The organism is Acidicapsa acidisoli, assembly GCF_025685625.1.
Classification (GTDB): domain Bacteria; phylum Acidobacteriota; class Terriglobia; order Terriglobales; family Acidobacteriaceae; genus Acidicapsa; species Acidicapsa acidisoli.
Window position 1 is genome coordinate 1745672 of record NZ_JAGSYI010000002.1, and the last position, 16938, is coordinate 1762609.

10 protein-coding genes are annotated in these 16938 nt (G+C 58.1%); 2 read left to right on the forward strand and 8 right to left on the reverse strand.

Annotated elements, in window-relative coordinates:
- Window position 1: 1 nt before the first annotated feature.
- The 5 genes from OHL23_RS17010 to OHL23_RS17030 form a co-directional block, all read right to left on the reverse strand.
- Complete coding sequence (locus tag OHL23_RS17010; RefSeq protein WP_263353104.1) at window positions 2–1411, reverse strand: hemolysin family protein; 1410 nt, start codon at window positions 1409–1411, stop codon at window positions 2–4.
- Window positions 1408–1995, reverse strand: a complete 588-nt coding sequence (gene ybeY / locus OHL23_RS17015) for an rRNA maturation RNase YbeY (protein WP_263353105.1) — start codon at window positions 1993–1995, stop codon at window positions 1408–1410. The genes OHL23_RS17010 and ybeY overlap by 4 nt, the downstream gene beginning before the upstream one ends.
- Before the next feature lie 62 nt (window positions 1996–2057).
- Window positions 2058–3107, reverse strand: coding sequence for a PhoH family protein (locus tag OHL23_RS17020; RefSeq protein ID WP_263353106.1), 1050 nt, complete (start codon window positions 3105–3107; stop codon window positions 2058–2060).
- A gap of 295 nt (window positions 3108–3402) precedes the next feature.
- Window positions 3403–7158, reverse strand: coding sequence for an alpha-amylase family glycosyl hydrolase (locus OHL23_RS17025; protein ID WP_263353107.1), 3756 nt, complete (start codon window positions 7156–7158; stop codon window positions 3403–3405).
- 235 nt (window positions 7159–7393) lie between these two features.
- Window positions 7394–8260: a ferritin-like domain-containing protein gene (locus OHL23_RS17030; protein WP_263353108.1), complete on the reverse strand. Its 867-nt coding sequence runs from the start codon at window positions 8258–8260 to the stop codon at window positions 7394–7396.
- A gap of 405 nt (window positions 8261–8665) precedes the next feature.
- On the opposite strand from OHL23_RS17030, the gene OHL23_RS17035 reads away from it, so the two are divergent.
- Window positions 8666–11758, forward strand: coding sequence for a DUF3857 domain-containing protein (locus OHL23_RS17035; RefSeq protein ID WP_263353109.1), 3093 nt, complete (start codon window positions 8666–8668; stop codon window positions 11756–11758).
- Window positions 11759–11962: 204 nt separating this feature from the next.
- Complete coding sequence (gene rpsT / locus OHL23_RS17040) at window positions 11963–12247, forward strand: 30S ribosomal protein S20 (protein ID WP_263353110.1); 285 nt, start codon at window positions 11963–11965, stop codon at window positions 12245–12247.
- A gap of 231 nt (window positions 12248–12478) precedes the next feature.
- Here rpsT and OHL23_RS17045 read toward each other — a convergent pair whose 3' ends face one another.
- From OHL23_RS17045 to OHL23_RS17055, 3 genes are read right to left on the reverse strand one after another with little or no spacing between them, the layout of a single operon-like run.
- Window positions 12479–13663, reverse strand: a complete 1185-nt coding sequence (locus tag OHL23_RS17045) for a thiolase family protein (RefSeq protein ID WP_263353111.1) — start codon at window positions 13661–13663, stop codon at window positions 12479–12481.
- Window positions 13664–13712: 49 nt separating this feature from the next.
- Window positions 13713–14363 carry a hypothetical protein gene (locus tag OHL23_RS17050; protein ID WP_263353112.1) on the reverse strand — a complete coding sequence of 217 codons (651 nt, stop codon included), beginning with the start codon at window positions 14361–14363 and terminating at the stop codon, window positions 13713–13715.
- A 2-nt stretch (window positions 14364–14365) separates the two neighbouring features.
- Window positions 14366–16855, reverse strand: a complete 2490-nt coding sequence (locus tag OHL23_RS17055) for a 3-hydroxyacyl-CoA dehydrogenase/enoyl-CoA hydratase family protein (RefSeq protein ID WP_263353113.1) — start codon at window positions 16853–16855, stop codon at window positions 14366–14368.
- Window positions 16856–16938 lie beyond the last annotated feature (83 nt).

Here is a 16938-nt window from a genome sequence, read left to right on the forward strand (position 1 = left end):
TTTACTCCACTTCTATTCCACTTGTCCCATTTGAACCATTTGTCCCGCTTGCCCCATTGCCACCACGTAAGCGCAACGCCCGCTCATCTCCGAAATCCTCCTGAGCCTCGTCCGCATTCGCCTCCAGCTCCACAGGACGGACAGCGCTGACCCTCACCTGCTCCACACGCCGATCCGAAGACGCAACAACTTCAATGCGCAGCGTCCCCACTTCCACCACTTCCCCGGCATGAGGAATGCGCCCCTCGGCCTCGCTCACCAGCCCCCCAACCGTCTGGGCTTCATAGCTCTCTTCTGGATGCCAGTCCTCGCCCGCCAGCTCCTCCAGCCGATCCACAGGAAATCCCCCTGGAACCAGCCAGACTCCCTCGCCTTCAGGCTGCGCATCCTCAACCCGCGCATCTTCCTCATCTTCATGCTCGTCGCCGATGTTGCCGACAATCTGCTCCAGCAGATCCTCAATCGTGACCAGCCCCGCAACTTCGCCATACTCATCGATCACGATGCGCATGTGCTGCTTCTCGCGCTGCATCTCGCGCAGCAGCTCATATCCCTTCTTGGTCTCCGGCACCAGCGCCACAAGCCGCTGAATCGTGGCAACCGTCCGCGTCCGAGCTTCCTCATCGGTAATCTGCAGCAGATCATGCGCAAAGGCGATTCCAGTAATTGCATCCAGAGTCCCCGCATAAACCGGAACGCGAGAGAAGTTGTTCTCCCGCAAAGCCTCCAGAAACGCCTCCAGCGACATCGACTCCGGCACCGCAAATATCTTCGGCCTCGGCGTCATCACATCCCGCACCAGCTTGTCGCCAAACTCCACTGCGGACCGCACCAGTTCGCGGTCACTCTTCTCCAAAATCCCTTCTTCTTCGCCCGCTTCGAGCAAAGCCTCCACATCTCCGGCAGCCTCTTCCTCCGCCGTCACCGGCTCCTCGGCAAGGGTAGCGATCGAGAGCAGAAAGCTGACAAACAGCGTGACCGGAAAAACCACCACGAACAAAACCCGGACAACCCAAAGCAATCGCACTACCCAAAGTCCGCGCGTTCGCTGAAAAAGCAGAAACGGCGCCACTTGCGTGCAAAAAACTACCGCCAGAATCACCGCCAGCACGGCCTGGAAAATCTCCTCCATCGTGGGCCGCGCAACCTGCGTCGCCCGGTCAAAGAGGAACGCCCCAATCTCCAGCGCCAGAAATCCCATGCCAAGGTGCATCAGCACCGAAGACGCCAGCGCAGCCTGCTCCCGCGGCATCCACAGATACGGCTCGACATGCTGCTCCCACGCATCCAGATTGTCCTGAACCTCGCGAGATAGAATCTTGCCGAACTCCGAGTACACCCGCGCCATGTAAGCCGCAAGCGTGACCACGCCAGCCAGAAACACGATCAGGCATAACGAATAAGGACTCATCGCGCGCCGCCCCGGAGTCGCTTCCCGGCTCGTTTCCCGGCGGGCTTGCGCGTCCGAACCGCTGCCGGTTTCTCCACCCGCTCGATTACCCGCTCGATCAAGCCCTGCGGCAACCGGAGCTTTGCGCGAAGACGTCGTTCTTTGCGCGCCATCTCTCCGTCATCGGCCTCATGGTCATAACCGGCCAAATGCAGCAAACCGTGCAGTATCAACACGCGCAGCTCCACCGAAAGCCTGTGCCCCTGCTCCTGCGCCTGACGCGCAGCCGTCTCGACCGAGATCGCGAGATCCCCCGCGTAGCCAAAGCTCGCATCCTCCACAGGAAACGAAAGCACATCGGTAGCCTTATTTTTCTTGCGAAAACGCCGATTGAGTCCACGGACACCGACGTCGGTTGTGAGCAGGACGGAAACCTCACCCTTCAGCCCCACAGCAGCCTTGGTCTCGCGCAAATAACGCATGAGAGTCGCTTTAGTTGGAAGCGCAGAACGTGCCGACGCGCCCGCAGGCAGCGAAGAGGAGTGAGCGGCGAACTGAGGAAAGCCCTCAGCCGCCACCGGTTGGTCTGGGTCAAATAAGATCATCGTGCTCCGGGGCAGCCATACAGGCTGCCCCGGATACCTTTGATGATACGGTAAAACCAAATTTACTGCGGTTTAGAGGACGGTTTCACCAGGATGCGCGGCCGTTGCGAAGTCTGGTTCTCCGGCCCGTCGCCCAGCCCCAACGGTAGTTCCCGCTGCTGCGACTTGCCCTCGTAAGCCCGGATAATCCGCTGCACCAGGCTGTGCCGCACCACATCGACATCCTCAAAGTGGCAGAATTTAATACCTTCCACCCCTTCCAGCAGATTAATCGCCTCCACCAGCCCAGATTTCTTCGGATTCGGCAGATCGATCTGTGTGATGTCGCCCGTAATCACCGCCTTGGAATTAGCCCCGAGGCGGGTCAGGAACATCTTCATCTGCTCGGTCGTCGTGTTCTGCGCCTCGTCCATGATGATGAAGGCATCGCTCAATGTCCGTCCGCGCATGAAGGCCAGCGGAGCGACCTCGATGATGTTTTTCTCAAGCATCTTGTCGACCTTTTCCGGATCGCAAAGATCGTACAGCGCGTCATACAACGGCCGCAGATACGGATCGACCTTTTCCTGCAAACTACCTGGCAAAAAGCCCAGCCGCTCGCCCGCTTCTACCGCCGGCCTCACCAGCACGATGCGGCTCACCTTCTTTGCGTTCATCGCCGCAACCGCCATGGCCACAGCCAGATACGTCTTGCCCGTACCCGCCGGTCCCACGCCGAAGACCATGTCGTTCTGTTCGATTGCTTCCAGATAGCGGCCCTGATTCACCGACCGCGGCTGCACCGTTCCCGACGTCCCTCGCTTCATTCCCGTCGATCGCTGCTTCGCCGCCTCCGCAAGCCCGCGCAGCGTAACCAGTGGATCGGCGACAACCAGCTTCAGCATCCCATGCAACTCGCCGTTGTGCGGATGCACCCCGGCCCGCCGCAACGACTCAAAGTCCGCGAAGATGCGCTTCACCCTGCCAACGCTCTCCTCCGAACCTTGTACGTGAACCGCGTCGGAGCGGAGATCAATCCGCACACCAAGCGCGTCTTCCATCAGTCTCAGGTTTTCGTCGCGGGTCCCGAACAGGGGCTCGAGGTTGGGCGTGATCTCCAGAGCGATCTTCAATGGAATAAATGGCCTCCGTGGCTGACTGCGCAGCAGTCAGCGGGTGATGTTAGGTGGTATATCGGTTGTTTTTGGGGGCTTCGTGAGGAGTGTACAGAATTCCAGTGGGCCAGAACGGCACAGGTCGCGCCGTGTGCGGCCAGACTGCTAAACGGGATGGCGTAGGCGGCCAAATCCTCTATCTGCGAAGAGAGTAGCGCGGTCAGCCCAGCGAGTCAATCCCACCTGTGTGAATTTGCACTACCCAGTTTGGTTCGCTCTTCGCCTGCAATCACGATTCGGACTCGCATCTCCTTCAAGTCAAATCCGCCGTAGAAGCAGTCGCCTTTTCGCTCTGCCCGACTGGCGGCTTCACGCCATGAACCTTACGCGGTATCTTCAGAAATTCATCCAAAACATACCCCGCAGCCCGCGCCGCCTTGCAAGCCGTCGCTACCGCCGCTTCTACCTCGCGAACGGACTGTGCCGCGCCCGGCTCCGCTCCGGCAGCCGCCAGCAAAGCAGGCAGTTGCAGCCAGCAAACCAGTTCCTCAAAATGCTCCTTATTCAGATAAGTCGTGCCCCCGTGCTCATTCACCCCAGCTAGCCACCGAACATCCGGATCGGCAAAGAACTCCTCCGATTCAATCGAGATAGCCGGCTTCTCCGCCAGCCGCAAAAGCAATCGCACCTGCGCCGCCGCTCGCCACGGCCTGTCGCCTTCCAATCCCATCGAAGAGAAGGCCTCGGCAAGCGACGACCTGAGCTGAAGCCGGTCAAATAGCGCCGTTCGCACTCCCGGCATAGGCACGCTGTGCAACACCGCCCACGCCAGCACCGGCGCCCAGGTCTGCTCCATCGGAGCACCCGGCTCATTGCTGGGCAGCGTATAGCGCACCGCCGGCGGCCACACCATCGAAAAACTCCTCTCCAGATGCGGCAGCCGAACCGCCGCCATCACCGCCGCCTCGCACGCTTCCCTATACCGCTGCTTCGAATCGGCATCCCCATCCTCAGGATGCTCCGACGCATCTCTCAAATCCGCAGGCAGATACTCCATGATCCGGTCGAAACACAACTGGCTCCTGTCGACAAACCCCCTCAACCTGAAATCGACCAACTCCGCAACAAGATCAGCAGTCTCCGCTTCGGTCTCAGGCTTGTGCTTCTCCGGCGTCTTCGCCCCAGCAGAGCCTTTGGCAAGATCCATCTTCGCCACTTCAACCGCGCCATGCGTCTTCTCGGCCTTGGCCTCGATCTTCTTCCTCGCCGGCTCCCCTGCAACCTCCGCAAACCGCCGCGCATTCGCCGTGCTGATCACCTCGCGCAGAGCCTCATGCAAAGGCCGCAGCCGCAAACTCAACAGCGCCTCATCCAGGCTATGCACACCGCGTCCCTCAAGCCCATCACAAAGCCTGTCCCATGGATACTCCGCCGTCGACCGCAGTTCGCGCCAGTTCAGCAGCACCACCGACTGATACCCGCGCAGATCAAGGCTCAGTCCGTGATAATGCAAATCCGTGGAGCGGCGCAGATACTCAAGCCCGCTCGCCACATCGCGATACGCAACAATCACCGCATCCTCGACCGGCAGCGCCAGCCCCTGCGTCAGACTCGTCTGCTTCAAATGCCCGCTGCCCTTGTCCATCGCCGCAACCGACACATGGATCGCCCCCTGCGTACTTCCATAACGATTGTTATAAACAACCACCGACCGCTGACCATGCAGCTGGTTCGAATACGCAAAGACGTTCTCATCCACCGTTCCGTGATGCGTCCAGAAGTCATACAGCACAAAGTTTGTGCTCTCCGCAAACATCCACCGATTCTTCAACAGCGGCGCAATATCATGCTGATGGCGCGCGATCAGGCCCTCATTCTCGTGCTCCTCCATCCGCGCCCGCTTGAACTCCATCCCATACCGCTCCGTGAACCCCTCAATCTGCCCATGCCCAAACATCGGCAACCCCGGCAGCGTAGCCATCAGCGTGCACACACCAAAAAACTTATCGCCCCAGCCAAACTGATCAATCGCCGTCCGTTCATCCGGATTGCTCATGAAGTTCACATACCGCTTCAAAATATCTGGATCGAACTCAATCGTCTTCTTGAGATAAGAACGGTACTTCGCATTCTCCTCATCGCGCAGCATATTCATGAACGCACTGTTGTACACGCGATGCATCCCCAGCGTGCGAACGAAGTACCCCTCCAGCATCCAGAAAGCCTCCGCCAGCAGCAGCGTTCCCGGAACCTCGACCGCCACGCGATCCACCACCTCGCGCCAGAACTCATGCGGCATCAGCGCATCGAATTCCTCCTGAGAAAGCGCACTCTCCGCCCGTGACGGAATCGACCCACCGGCCCCCGGCAGCGGAAACCACAGCCTCTGCACATGCCGCTTCGCCAGCACCATCGCCGCATCAAACCGAATAATCGGAAACTGCCGCGCCACATGCAGAATTGTCTGAATCACATGCTCCCGCACATGCGCCTTCGAGTAATCCAGTTGCGCCGTATCGTTCCACGCAAACGAAGTCCCATCGTTGCCGTGATAGATATAGCGCGTCGTTCCGTCATAGCGATGCCGCAGCCGAAAGACCACCGCCGCATCCGTCTGATCGTAGTAATGGTCCTCGATCTTGATCTCCGCCCGATGATCCGGCGAGATATCCGGCCCCGAAAAACTATACGAAGGATACGGACTATCAGGCCGCGAAATAAACCAGTCCGGATGCTCGATCACCCAATTCGAATCGATGCCCATATGGTTCGGCACCATGTCGCTCGCCAGCCTCAATCCATGCCACGCCGCCCGGTCGCGCAGATTCGCATACGCATGACCGCCGCCCAGATCCTCCGCAATGTTGTACTCCTTCAGCGAATACGCCGAAGCCACCGCATCGCTATGCCCGCGCAGCCGCTTAATCGTCCGCGAAGCCACACTCCGCTCCCACAACCCGATCAGCCACAACCCGGTGATTCCGCGATCCGCCAGCAGTTGCAGCTCCTCATCCGGAATATGATCCAGATGATGTATATGCCGCCCATACTTCTTCGATAACTGCTCCAGCCACACATACGTGCTCTTCGCAATCAGCACCACATTCGGCATCCACGCCTGATCCGCGCTGAAAGCCTCATACTCCACCAGCGGAGCCTGATACCCGGCCGCATACCGGCGCGTCCTCACCCCATCCGGCCCAACGATGTACTCATCGTCAAACCCGACATACTCATCCCCAACAAACCCCTCGCCGCCAAACCCCGGCGCAGCATGACGATGCCGATCCGGCCCCGGCGGATTAAACCGCATCCAGATCGCCAGATCCTCTTCCTTGATCACATCGATCGCCAGCAGAACCCGCCGCAGATCCTCACCCAGATACTTCGCCCAATGCTCGCGAATGAAATCCAGTTGCCCCGCAAGCGAATCCGGTGAAGCCAGCATCGGCGCGGAAAGCGCCTTGATCAGGCTACCCACCTCCGGCGAAAGCGGCGGACGCGTCTCAAAGTAAGCCGGCAGCGCCGCCGTCACGCTCTCATACTGCGTCCTGACCTTCAAATCCCGGTCATCGAACAACTCGCGAAACGTCCCAAACGCCGGATTGCGATTCGTCAGCCAGAGCAGCATCAACTCTTCCAGCGCCGCCTCGCGATTCGACAAACCATCGCTGGCCCCCGCCAGCCACTCCGCGCCAGTAACCTTCCCCCGGTAAACCTCGACATTCGGAAACTGGTCCACAAACGAGAGCAGCAACCGTTCCACATTCTCCGGCCCAACCTTCCCCTGAAACCACCGAATCGCCTCCGTAAGCGCCGCCGGATCGATCTCCCGGCGATACCGCGCCACCAGCGCATGATTCAGCTCATCAATCATGCCCATGGCAAACAAAGCACCAGCATTCACGGTCTTCGCCGGATCAGTCCCGGTTCCGCGCAACTCATTCAGCTCATTCGCCATCTTCCGGCTGGCAGCCACATTCGCAAAAATCACATTGCCGGTATAGCTGAACAGCAAACCGTCGATCTTGAGTCGTTCTCGAATTGCCCGGGAAATATGAAATTGCATCGCGCGTGGCTCCAATTCAGTTCAATCCGTCAAATCATAGCCTAAGAACTTCACCACGCGTCACTAGCCCGCATTTCCCCCTGTTCTTCTCGAAGGCAATCCGCCTTTGCATTTGCCTTTCTGTCTGTCATTCCCGAAGGGAAGCTGCTTCTGCTGGGATGATTAAGAGCAGTTCCGCTGCCCCCGAGTGCACACACTTCCACGTCGAAGTAAGAGCATCCGGGGGCAAAATGAGTCAGCAGCCGCGGAAGGAGATGAAGTCCCCGAGCGGGTTGGGCAGGGTTGGGTTAAAGGGTTCGAATGGGAAGGATTGCAAGGTGTCAAAGCCCGCGGCCTTGGCAGCGTTGAAGTTTACAAAAGGTGTGAGCGCGGCTAACGCCTGATCGATCGAAGTCCAGCACAACGTTCTTTCGTAGCCGTTGTTATTCGGAGGAGCGATACTCTCTGAGACTCCCTGAATGCCGGTGATCGAGCTGATCGGACCGCCAAACTGCGGAGTCACGTCGCCTCCTACAACTCGTGCCAGGGTTCGGTGGTCGCTCTCGATACCCATAATGCGAGCTGCGGTCACTCGCAGGTTGCGAGTGGAGAAGTTGCGCACGCCAACCAGATAGGCGGCGATAAATGCGTCCTCGAGCGTGACCAGAATGTTGAGGGTGGTCTGAGCGTCCGAGAACATCTTAGGGGGATAGAAGAACTGAGTGAACGGAGTGAACTGGTCGGTTACAGACTGTTCGAGAAGATAGTGGGACATCTCCTCCTGGCGAGCGCCGATCAGGTAGCCTTGGTCGTCCTCAGGGATGGTTTTGAAGAAGGGAGAGGAGTCGATGATGTTGGAGTAGGTGGTGACGGCGAGCGCTTCGGCGATCTGCGCAGCAACGAGGATCTCGCGATCGCCTCTCCTCAGATGATCGTGTTCGTACTGCATGCTCTCTGTCTCTTCTTGCTGTTCTTCTGCCGAGGCGACGGCGGAGAGTGCGCCAAGAGCGGCGAAGCTTGTGGCTCCGGTAAGCGCTGCGCCTTTGAGAAACGATCGTCGGGAGGAGCCTGACTGGCTTTGTTTTGATAAACGCACGGCTTCAACTTCGTTCGGTGTGTTCATTTCCGTAAATCTCCTTTCAATTCCCGGAAAGTTCACTATCCACTTCCTTTTTGGGGAGCCTTGGGCCTCGGAGAACTTCCAGGTTGCATGAGTAACGCACCGGGCAACCAACCGGATGTCACGGAATTGTCAAATTCGGGAAAGATATACCAGAGGAGATCCCGACAACCAATCTGGGTGTGGGTGCCCATCCTTGACGCGCTTTTGCGGCAAAGGTGGGATGCTACAAAAGTCACAGTTACGTGCCTTTTCGTCTGAATTACAGTAAAAATAAGTATGCCTCGCATAACGTTTCTTATAACTCTGATTTGTCTGCAAGTTTTGTCTGCACGGCTCGGACTTGCCAGTCAGGATGGATCAAAGAGAGTTAGCCCCGTCCCTGACTACTCCAAAGAATCGTTCATAGTGAACAAGACAGCCACCCATGTGCGCTTTTTGGCTGACGCCACCTCCGTCCGAACCCAGAGCAGCAGCGTGAAGATGCTTTCTGAAGCAGGCGTTAACGGCTGGGCAGTCCTGCAGTTCCCATACGCATCCGAGACCGAGCACATCGACGTCCATTATGTGAGGGTGAAGAAGGCAGATGGCAGCACAGTTGCAACCCCAGCGGCGAATGCTCTCGATCTGCCCTCCGATGTCACCCGCACAGCACCTATGTACAGCGACCTGAAACAGAAACAGATTCCAGTCAAAGCCCTTGGCATAGGAGACACACTGGAGTTTGAGGTTGTCTACATTGAGGACAAACCTCTTGTACCCGGACAATTCTGGTTCTCTTATAGTTTCGGCCGTTCCTTCGTCGTTCTCAACGAAACCCTCGAAGTCCGATTCCCGCGCGAAAAGCAACCCAAGGTAGCCAACGCCGATCTACAGCCCACAATTAGGGATGACGGCGCCGAATGTGTTTATACATGGACCACCGCAAACATCGAGCCCACCAAGCCTGATGGCACCGGCGAGAAAGTCGATGAAGCAGAAAAGCCTTCCGTCCAGATCAGCACATTCTCCAGTTGGCAGCAAGTGGGCGAGTGGTATAGTAAGCTGGCTCAGTCGCAAGTTAAAGTCACTCCCGAGATTCAGGCTAAAGCCGACGTCCTGGTAAAAGGCATCCCACCCGGCGCTGCACAGATCGAAGCGATCTATAACTTCGTTTCTACCCACATCCATTACATTGGCCTTTCTTTCGGCGTAGGCAGATACCAGCCCCACACCGCGACGGACGTGCTTGAAAACGAATACGGCGACTGCAAGGACAAACACACTTTGCTCGCCGCACTGCTCAAGGCCGAAGGCGTGGAAGCATGGCCCGTCCTCATCAATAGTTCAACAAAGCTGTATGAAGACGTTCCGTCTCCCGGCCAGTTCGATCACCTCATCACCATCCTTCCTCAAGGCAAACAATATCTCTGGCTAGACTCCACCCCGGAGATTGCACCCTACGGAATGCTGCTGAGCAACCTGCGAGACAAACAGGCCCTGGTCGTAGCTGGGACAGGCGCACCGTTTTTGCTGAAAACGCCAACCGACCCACCATTCCCCACAGAAGACCATCTCGTCATGCGCGGCGCCCTGGACGATGCGGGCACATTCAAAGGACACGGCGAGCTAGTAATGCGTGGCGACAGCGAAGTGATCTATCGCTCTATCTTCCATGCAAACGCCAAAGCCAAATGGCAAGACCTCATGCAGGCGATCTCCTATCGCCTCGGCTTTGGCGGCGAGGTAAGCAATGTTCAAGTGGACGACCCGGATATTACTCGACAGCCCTTCCACCTTGCTTGGGATTACCAACGAAAAAAATACGGCGACTGGGACAACCGGCAGATTACCCCTCCCACCGGAGGTATCCCGATCAACATCATCAGCGAAGACAAGAAGCCTGAGTTCCCCATCCAGGTCGGTTCGCGCGGAACCACGATTTACACCGCAGAGCTGACTCTTCCCCCGGGAGCAAGCATGGACCCGCCCGCCGATGTTGACCTCAAAACGGCGTTTGCTGAATATCACGCGAAGTACTCCGTCGCCAATGGAAAGTTCCTCACTGAGAGACGGCTCACCGTCTTCCAAAAAGAGGTTACCGTCTCCGACTGGCAAGGTTACATCGCATTTCAGAAAGAACTCACGACCGACTTTGGGCATATGAGCACCATCGCGACCTCCGGAGCAGCATTACCCACCGGCTCCAAAGACATCGGCGAAGCTGCCGATCTTATCCAATCCGCCATGCAATCCTGTCAGGCAGGGGAACGAACCCGCTGCGAAGATCAGCTAGACAAGGCCAAAAAGCTCAACCCCCACCAAACTAACCTCAACGCCTCCTACGGCAGCCTCTACATGATCCAGGGCAAGATGGACTTGGGGCTGGAAGCCTTCCGTACTGAACTCAAGGAGCATCCGGACAACCTCAGAGTTGCCCGCTGGTTCGCCCAGATGCTGAGCCGGATGAAACGCGACGACGACGCCATCGACATCTATCGCACCGTTCTCAAGTCAGTCCCCGACGATGTCGATGCTAACTCCGAACTAGCTCGCACTTTGGTCGCAAAGGAAGACTGGAAAGACGCCCAGCCCATTCTCGAAAAAACCATCCAACTCCGCCCCGACAATGCTCAGGTACAGATGTGGTACGGTCAATCCTGCCTCCAGAATGGTAAGGAAGCCGAAGGACTCGACGCACTCAAAACCGCAGCGGGACAAACTTCTGACCCCACTTCCCTCGCCTCCATCGCCTCGGCAATTGCCAGCTCTGGCAAGGATCTCGATTTGGCCGGAACACTTGCCAAGACTGCCGTCACGCTCGTCGAGCAGCAGACCGGAAGCCTCTCGCTCACCGACATCACAAATGCCCAGATAAAGAAGATGGTCGACCTCGCTCAAGCTTGGAACAGCATGAGCCTTACCGCCTTCAGATCAGGCAACCTCGCCATAGCAGAAAAGTATGCCCTTGCCGCATGGACCCTCGCCCAGGAACCCAGCGCAGGCGATCGCCTCGCGCAGATTTACGAGAAGCAAGGCAAGCTTGCACAGGCGCTGGACACATATAAACTGGCGAAAGCTCGCGCCTACCCGCCTGTGCCCGGAATCGACATCCGCATCAGTGCGCTCGAAAAACGCTTGGGCCATGTAAGCCCGATCGGTGATACCGGAGCCAGCCGCCTGCAGGACCTTCGCATGGTGCATCTGGCACGCGGAAAACCCTTGTCGGCTTCCGGGGATTTTCTCGTCATGTTCGCGGACGGCAAGCTCAGTGACGTGAAGATGCTTGGTGGCGATCCCAAGATCGAACCTTACGCAAACCTGCTCAAGGAGGCCAAGTTCAACATCGCATTTCCGGATGAAGGACCAGAACACGTCATTCGCCAAGGCATTCTCTCCTGCTCCGTATACGATCCGAACTGCATGTTCTTGATGATGCTTCCGGCAGATGCCAGCACTGAATCGCGAGGCTATGTTCCCATGCGGGCAGGGGAAACAAAGACGATCCAGCTAAAACCGTGACGACCGTTCGGCACTCATAGCACCCAATATAGACTTCAAATTGCAATATCTCCGACTCCCGAACCGAACTGGTCGACCGGATTCACATTGACCCGCCACCAGCCTTCGCGTAGACTAGGAAATTGCGAGGGATGCGGCTGAATCTGCATTCTGGCCAGCATTCCGCCCCGGAATCGGGGACAAAGATAAGGATCAGATTCAACAATGGCAAATCACGTTTCGTCGCTCAAGCGCGCCCGTCAGACCGTCGTCAAGACTGAAGTGAACCGCGCCAACCGTACCCGCGTTCGCGGCAGCCTGCGCCTGATGCGCGAAGCCCTCGTCAAGGGCGACGTCAAAGCCGCCCAGGCCCAGTTCCGCGAAACCGTCTCCGCACTCGACAAGAGCGTCCAGAAGGGCGTTCTGCACAAGAACACCGTTTCGCGTTACAAGAGCCGCCTGAATGCCCGTCTCAAGACGCTCGTTCTAGCCGCTCCCGCTAAGGCATAACCAAACCGACATTCGAAACACAAAAAGGCAGGATGCGTGTTTGCATCCTGCCTTTTTCACGCTCTGGACAGCCTACAAACCTGGCGACAGCTAAAACCGTCAAATCGTCTAACAATCAACGTTAAATATCCGCCACTCAATGCAACAAATCCCACAATCAACGTAAGAAATCTGGCAATTTATGTTGCCGATCCCGCCTGTCAGGCCCAGCTTTCGGAAGCACAAACGAGCCTAACTCAACCTCTCGAAAATCCCGGCCGCTCCCATTCCCCCGCCGACGCACATCGTGACCATCCCGTAACGCACCTGCCGCCGCCCCATCTCCGCCAAAATAGAAGCCGTCAGCTTCGACCCAGTACACCCGAGCGGATGCCCCAGAGCGATCGCCCCGCCATTCACATTCACCTTGGCCGGGTCGATTCCCAGCGTCCGAATCACAGCCAGCGCCTGCGCCGCAAATGCCTCATTCAATTCAATTAATCCGATGTCGTCAAGCGTCAGACCAGCTAGCTTTAGCACCTTCGGAACCGCAAAAATTGGCCCCGTGCCCATCTCCTCCGGCAGGCAGCCGACCGTAGCGTAAGCCACAAAACGGGCCAGCGGAGCAAGACCCAACTCCGCCGCGCGACCCGCAGACATGACAACAACAGCGGCAGCGCCATCTGAAGTTTGCGAAGAGTTCCCCGCCGTCACGCTTCCCTGCGCGTGGAAGGCTGGTTTCAGCTTCGCCAAAGCTGGCAAGGAAGTATCGGCACGCGGTCCTTCATCTTTGGAAACAACAACTTGCGAGATATTCGGCGACCCCGGCTTCCCGTTCGGAACCGCAAAATCAACCGCAACCGGCACAATCTCATCATCAAATCGTCCGGCAGCCTGAGCAGCGAGAGCCTTTTCATGGCTGGCCAGTGAAAAAGCGTCCTGATCCTCGCGCGAGACGTTGTAATGCCGCGCCACGCGTTCGGCGGTAAGTCCCATAGTTAGAAGCGCTTGCGGATAGTGTTCCGAAAGCCACGGATTGGGGCTGGGCTTGTTGCCGCTCATCGGAACCATGCTCATCGATTCCGCACCGCCAGCCACAGCCGCCGTAACCCTCCCGGAATGAACCTGATACGCCGCCTGAGCGATAGCCTCAAGGCCGGAAGCGCAAAGGCGATTCACCGTAACCCCGCCGATTTCGACCGGCAAGCCTGTGCGCAGCACAACATTCCGCGCCAGATTCCATCCCTGCTCGCCCTCAGGCATGGCGCAACCGAGGATCAAGTCTCCTATCTCCTTTGTTTCAAGCGCGGGGACGCGATCCAGCGCTGCTCGAACTACGACGGCGGCCAGATCGTCCGGGCGAGTTGTCGCAAATGCTCCTTTTCCGGAACGCCCAACCGGGGTGCGAACAGCGCTGACAATCACCGCATCATTCATAAAATCAATCTCCTCAATTTGGCGGGCTCGTCGTGGTTCTCCGGAGAGATCACTCCAGATCGAGCTTCTCCCACGCGCCATTACGATACAGATGATAGACGGTCTTGTGGTCGACAGTCGTATCGGCCAGACAGTCGTGGTCAGGCGCTGGCGGACGGTGAGCCATTCCTGCTTGAGCATCATGAATCCTGCTGGGGCTCGCGGGGTCGATCCCCCAGTTGAATCCCAACTCGCCGCTCGCATCATGAGCCTGAAGGCGATCGGTTTCGGCGGCAGCGCTAAGAATTGAAGGATTGGCCGGAGACGCGTTGGCAAAGAAGACCAGCAACGAAACTCTTCCCTGAGTCGAACACAAAACCGCCCAATCATTGGAGCCGGGGCCTTCGAGGCTTGCATGAATCACATTTTCCGGGTGCTTGGCTTCGTAGGTCTGCGGAATGAGGCAACCGCGTGTGGTGAGCGCATCCGCGACGTCCGATGGAAGCTCAGGAAAAGAACTGACCGGCAAATTGCGAATTCGGTAGGGCACTTCACGACCTGCGATGGAAAGATATCCGGTCTCTACGAGGGATGAGGGTTTCATCATCTGTCCCGCTTCTGGCGAAGCGCCCCCAGTGTGGGCGCACAACAGCAGCGTTGCTGCCATCGCGAGCTGAAACGAAATAGTACGCTGAACCGGCGTCTTGAATCTGCGAAGCATGGCTAATTCCTGAGCGGTTTGCCGGTTTTGAGCGTGTGGGCAATTCGCTCCTGGGTCTTGCGTTCGCCGCAGAGGGAGAGAAACGCCTCGCGTTCCAGATCGAGAAGGTATTGCTCGGAGACCGGGCTTCCGGGCGTCAGTCGGCCGCCGCAGAGAACATCCGCGGTTTTGCGAGCGACTTTCTGGTCGTGTTCGGAAGCAAAGCCAGCCTCGCCCATCAGGAATATGCCGGTTTCGAGCGTCGACAGAGCCGCCAAACCTGCGACTGGAATCTGCGACCTCGGAATGGGCGGCACGTACCCCTGCTCGGCTAGCAGGATAGCTTGCGCCTTCGCATCGAGCAACAGGCGCGCGCGGTTGCGAGTAACGGAATCCGAGGGAGCGAGGAGTCCGAGGCTGCGGGCTTCGGCTGCTGAGGTCGAGACTTTGGCCATGGCGATGGTTTCGAGCGCGCGTTTCAGGGCTGTCGCGTACTCGCCGGATTGGGCGAATTTGGCTGGAGGGTCGCGCGGCTCGGGTGGAACGAGCGCCACGGCGAGATCGTGGGCGCGCAGGGCCATCTCTTTAGTGCCACCGCCGCCGGGAATCAGCCCAACTCCAGCCTCGACCAGCCCCATGTAGAGCTCAGCGTGAACCTGGCGCGTGGTGGCGTGCATGCAGATTTCTGTGCCTCCGCCGAGACACATGCCAAACGGCGCGACCACGACAGGGCGCGGGCAGAACTTGATGGCTGCGGTCATCTGCTGGAAGTTGCGAATGGCGAGGTTCACATCGCTCCACTCGCCCTCCTGCATCGCCAGCAGAAGCTGCATGAGATTTGCGCCGACGGAGAAGTTCTCTTGGTCGCTGGAGATGACGAAGCCGCGAAAATCGCGGACTGCGTCGCTTGTGGGGTTAAGAACGGAACTGAGCAGCGAGACCACGTCGCCGCCGATGGCGCTTTTGACGGAATGCAGTTGCAGGCAGCCGATTCCGTCGCCTAGATCAACCAGGGACGCGCCGGTGTTCTTTCTGACGACGCCCTGACGTGTTCCGGCTGCGGAGCGGAAGTCTGCGATGGTGGCGTGGCCGGGGATTTTGGCTACTTGCTCCATCTGGCCAGTGATCGGCGAATAGCAGGATGATCCATCGGTGGAATACCAGCTTATGAAGCCGGAGGAAAGCAGCGCTTCGACTCTTGGGCTGACCGGCAGGCCCAATTCTTTCAGGCGCGCTACTGTGCCGGGCACGCCTGCTGCGTCCCACATGGCAAATGGGCCGAGTTCCCAGTTGAAACCGGCGCAGATGGCGCGATCGATGGACGGCGCATCGTCGGCTACTTCGCCGATGCGGTCGGCGGCGTAACTCCACAGGTTGGCCAGCAGAGGCAAGAGGTATGCGGCGGCCTTGTCCTTTTTCGGATCGTTCGCGAGCAACATGCGAAGGCGCTCGGGAAGGCTGGCTGCGTTTTTGGCCATCTCCAATGAGGGAATTTTGGCTTTGGCGAGCGGGCGATACTCCAAGGTGTTGAGGTCAAGAGCGAGGCGTTCTTCTTCGCCGCCAGCATTGCGAGCCTTTTTGTAGAAGCCCTGGCCGGTCTTGTCGCCGAGCCAGCGGCGCTCGACCATGGAGCCGATCAACTGTTGAGCGCTGTCATTTGTCGAGTCTTCTCGGAAATTGCTTGCCACATGGGCGAGGATGTCGATTCCGACCATGTCGGCGAGACGGAAGGTGCCTGTTCTAGGCCAGCCGATGGCTGTTCCTGTCAGTGCGTCCACTTCTTCGACAGTCAACCCTTGCTGCTGCATCAGGGTTAGCGCGGCGAACATGTTGGAAGTGCCGATGCGGTTGGCGATGAAGTTGGGGGTGTCGTGCGCGAGGACGACCTGCTTGCCGAGGATGCGGTCCGCGAAGGCACTCAATGCGGCTACGATTGCGGGGTCCGTGTCGGTTGTTGGGATCACTTCCAGCAGGCGCATGTAGCGCGGTGGATTGAAGAAGTGGGTTCCGAACCAGCGTTTGGAAAAGGACGGCGTGAAGGCATTGCCGAGGCTTTTGGCGATCTGCGCTATGGGCAGGCCTGAGGTGTTTGTGGTGAGGATTGCGCTGGGGCCGATGTGAGGCAGAACGCGGGTCAGGAGAGATTGCTTTACTTCGAGATTCTCGGTGACTGCTTCGATGACCCAGTCGCAGCTTGCCAGTTTGGGGAGATCGTCTTCGAAATTGCCCGGTGTAACGAGGCGGGCGAGATTTGGCTCGTAAAAGGCGGCTGGTTTGGCCTTGAGCAGCGCCTCGATTGCTGAAGTTGCCAGTTTGTTTCGGGAATCCGCTTCTGTGGCGGGAACGATGTCGAGCAGCAGGACGGGAATGCCGCAGTTGGCCAGGTGGGCGGCGATGCGCGAGCCCATTGTGCCTGCTCCGAGGACGGCGGCGCTGCGAATAAGCATGGGTTCGGCGTTCGGCATCGGTTTGAGGGCTTGCTCAGAGATTTCTGCCGTCGCTGCTGTGGTCATGAGTCTCCCATCTGGCTTGGATTTCTGGCCTGGATTTTGACAGAGTCAGACCGAGCCTGAACGATCCCGAGCATACGAGGATG